Origin of the sequence: Caballeronia glebae, from assembly GCF_001545035.1 — a bacterium.
Lineage (GTDB): Bacteria > Pseudomonadota > Gammaproteobacteria > Burkholderiales > Burkholderiaceae > Caballeronia > Caballeronia glebae.
This window is the reverse complement of record NZ_FCOJ02000146.1, coordinates 1-2,886: the sequence shown is the minus strand read 5'-3', so window position 1 is coordinate 2,886 and position 2,886 is coordinate 1. Positions and strand designations below refer to the sequence as shown.

Annotated in this window: 3 protein-coding genes; all 3 read right to left on the bottom strand. The window is 56.4% G+C overall.

Annotated elements, in window-relative coordinates:
• A partial coding sequence (locus tag AWB82_RS36425) for a ShlB/FhaC/HecB family hemolysin secretion/activation protein (RefSeq protein WP_143756997.1) occupies positions 1–827 on the bottom strand: 827 nt, incomplete at its 3' end.
• A 678-nt stretch (positions 828–1,505) separates the two neighbouring features.
• Positions 1,506–2,141, bottom strand: a complete 636-nt coding sequence (locus tag AWB82_RS36415; RefSeq protein ID WP_086974075.1) for a hypothetical protein — start codon at positions 2,139–2,141, stop codon at positions 1,506–1,508.
• On the bottom strand, positions 2,131–2,886 hold a 756-nt coding region (locus AWB82_RS36410; RefSeq protein ID WP_268811062.1), incomplete at its 5' end, for an HNH/endonuclease VII fold putative polymorphic toxin. The genes AWB82_RS36410 and AWB82_RS36415, both read right to left, overlap by 11 nt.

Here is a 2,886-nt window from a genome sequence, read left to right as displayed (position 1 = left end):
CCCAGCGGGTTGTCGATGCCCAAGCTCAGATTGCCTTGCAGCTTGCCCGTCGCGCGACTGCCGGAGTTGTCGATCGAGGCGACGAGCGACCACGGTTTGGCACGCTTGACGGTGAGCACGACATCGCTCTCGCCCGGCACGTCGGTCGGTTCAATCTTCATGTCGACGTCTTGACTCGGCACGCGCTTCATCTGCTCCAAGCCTTGTTCCAGGTCGCGCAGGTCGAGCACCTCGCCGGGTCCTGTCGGGAAGGCGGTTTTCCATGTGCCCCACGAGAGCGGCTCGGCGAAGCGCACATCGCGAATGACGCCCGGCACGAGCGCGAACTTCAACGTGCCGCTCGATAGATCTTGTTCGGGCAGCAACACGCGCGTGGTGATGTAGCCGCGACTCAAGATTGCTTGCTGCAATCCCTTGGTCAGCGCGTTGACGCCTTGCTTGCCGACGCATTGGCCTTTGTAGTGGTCGAGCCATTCACGCGCGAACGCGAACGGATCGAGCGGCAGCGCAGATGCGCCCTTCTCGCGTGATGCGGCTGACAAGGTCGGCGGTACATCGAGCGCGAACGTGTCGATGCGGAAGCACGGCGTCTCTGAAGGGAGAATGGGGAAGCCGCCATCGTCCGGGACGGTTGAGCGCACCGCCGGACTCTGAACGGCCGATTCGCGTTGTTGCGCCTCGCGTTGTTGCTGGACCTGCTGATCCTGCATCGCGTTGGCGCGGGCGGCGGCGGCTTCATCGGCGGGTCTGGGAGCTTGCTGTGCGTGAACGGCGAGCGATACAAGGGCTGTGAGCGGCAGGGCCGCGAGCTTTCTTCTATGAGTCATTAACTTGCATCTTATTCAATATAACAATTGCGCGTCTCGGATAGCGACACAATGCAAATGAGCGAAAGTGTCCCTCGCTTCTTGCTCGGTCACTTTTGAAGACGGCCGCCTTTCGCTTGGCTCAATCTCTCAGGGCGGTGGCTTGAGTGCGCGGGCTTCGAACCACGACAGCGCGGGAGAGTGCGGGTCGATACGGCAAGCTCGTCATCACGCTGGTTTGAACGGCACTAACAAACAACAAACCCAGCTCTATGGCTGGGGTTGTTGCTTCAGGACTTGTCTTGATCCTCGTCCTTCTCTTCGTAGCTCTTGCGTGCCTTCTTATACGAGTTATCGAACGGTTTAATCTTCAGCATGTGCGCTCTGCTTGCATACCCCCCCAACAGCAGCAATTCCTAGCCCGAGTAGCAGCAGGAAACCTCCAAATGGCGCAGGCGGTACATATTTATACGCGACAAACATAATCAGAAGTCCTACAAAGAGCAAACCAGTCCGTACCGACCCCGCGAAGTTGCCGTCCTTCATGAGCTGGCTTTCCAACGCCCGACAAATGCCCTCCAGAGGTGGGCCCATCACCATAGAGAACGTGCGTTTCTGCTTTCGGATCGAGCAGCGAGTTGTTACCACTCTCGCTATTGTTACGAGCATTGAAGATAGCATTACTCGGCACATACCCCGTTATGCGATGAGCCTCGCCACAACGTCCGGCTTGCCAAGGGCAACCAGACCGACTTCGGGATCGTCAAAGTATCCAACGCGTTGAAAGATGATACCGTCATTTTTAACGTTAGATTGGATCAGTTCGAAATCCGTGTTCAATCGTCCCGACCATCCGCTGGATTCTGATAAATCCGGTGCAATGTTAGGCAAAGCAAGTAGGTAAGTACACGATCCCGGCTGCATTGTTTCAGGCACAGAGACCAAGGCATCCTCTCCAAGCAGAACGGCACCAAAGAACTTGAGTTTTCCGCATTGCTCGACCATGAACTCTTGTCGATCTGGAAATCTTTCGAAATCCAACCCCTGGACCTTCAGAGAATTGAATATTTTCCTGTAGCGTATGATCCGCGTATCGTCCTGCCAACGTGTATCACCTAGTAGAAGCCAAAGATGATATCCCTCCATACGCTGCTGTAACGAACGATATACAAAATGTAAGACATCAATGAGTGCCGCGTCTTGCGGCTCTCTCTTTGCGATCCAATCAGCGGCTGACAGCGCGATGGTCTCTTCGAATGTTGCACGCTCCAGTCTAATTAGATCATTTTTTGAGAATGCATCGTCGGCCACGCCTATAGTGATTTCAGTAGTCATAGTGATTTCCTGCTGGGTCGTTAAAATGCGCGCCTCGATTCTGTGGGTCGTTATTTCCGAAGGAATGCCCGCCTGCGTCGTCGCGAATGATTACTTCCTTTGTCCTACCACCTTCTGAGGGAACCTCGTACACGTACTGATAACCAGGCTGAACGTTCCCCTGTCGATCAACGTTGGGCCGAACTTCGACCGGTTGCTGACTCGTAGGGATGCCTGCGTTGCGCTTCGCCTCGTTAAATGCACCGCTACGGCCAGCGCCATCAGGAGACATATTAGGCGGCGGTGCGCCGCCACTATCGGTCGAACTAGCTTGTGTTCCTTTATCACCCTTTGCAAGCGTCGCATTACTGGGCACATACCCCGGCTGACTGAGCGTCGCGCTCGTTGGCACAAGCCATGACTCAACCGTGGCCAACGCCGTGGCCATACTCGGGCCAACCGGACCACCTTCCCCAAACCCCGGGAACGCATCCAGTCCGTTCTTGATCCCCTGCGCCAACAGATCAACCGGCGACTGCTCATACCACTTCTTCGGCGTTCCTGAATCGCCCGTTAGTGTCTGCTCATCTGTTCGGGCATGTCGACCAAACGGTGCCACCTGATTATTCTGCGACTCGATCTGCGCCGCACCCGCCGCCGTCGCCATGTCCGCGCCGCTCGTGCCCATGCCCGTGGCCACGCCCGCCACCAGACTATTGACCAGATTCTCGCGCACCAGCCGATCCGCCGCCGACATATTCTCCGT

Excerpts from the sequence above, each read along its gene's own strand:
- AWB82_RS36415 (WP_086974075.1), bottom strand. The coding sequence starts at position 2,141 with ATGACTACTGAAATCACTATAGGCGTGGCCGACGATGCATTCTCAAAA.